Here is a 422-nt window from a genome sequence, read left to right as displayed (position 1 = left end):
CTGCGGCATTCCATGCCCAGGATCGGAGAACTTCCGTTTGATTCGGACCGGAAGCTGATGACGACCGTGCACCGTGTCGACGGCGTGCGGATTATGTTTACCAAAGGGGCATTGGATATTCTGCTTCCCCGCTGCGAATCGATTCTGACAGGCGAAGGGGTCCGCCCGATGCGGGAAAATGACCGTCAGCGGATCAATGAGCAAAACCTCGGCTTCTCGCGGCAGGGGCTGCGCGTGCTCACCTTTGTATACCGGAAAATGGGGGAGAAGGAGATCCTGACGGAGAAGTCGGAATCCGGGTACATATTTTTAGGAATGACAGCCATGATGGATCCGCCGAGACCAGAGTCAAAAAATGCGGTCTTAAATGCCAGAAGGGCCGGTATCAGACCGGTCATGATTACGGGGGATCATAAGATCAC

The 422-nt window shown here is 54.7% G+C and carries 1 protein-coding gene; it reads left to right on the top strand.

What is annotated here, in order from left to right; translation table 11 throughout:
- Positions 1-12 precede the first annotated feature (12 nt).
- Positions 13-422 (top strand): ATPase (locus tag NE664_14505; protein MCQ4727846.1); only part of this gene is annotated, 410 nt, incomplete at its 3' end.

It is taken from the genome of Anaerotignum faecicola (genome assembly GCA_024460105.1).
GTDB lineage: Bacteria > Bacillota > Clostridia > Lachnospirales > Anaerotignaceae > JANFXS01.
Note: the sequence above shows the minus strand (reverse complement) of the source record. Positions and strands in the feature narration are given on the sequence as shown.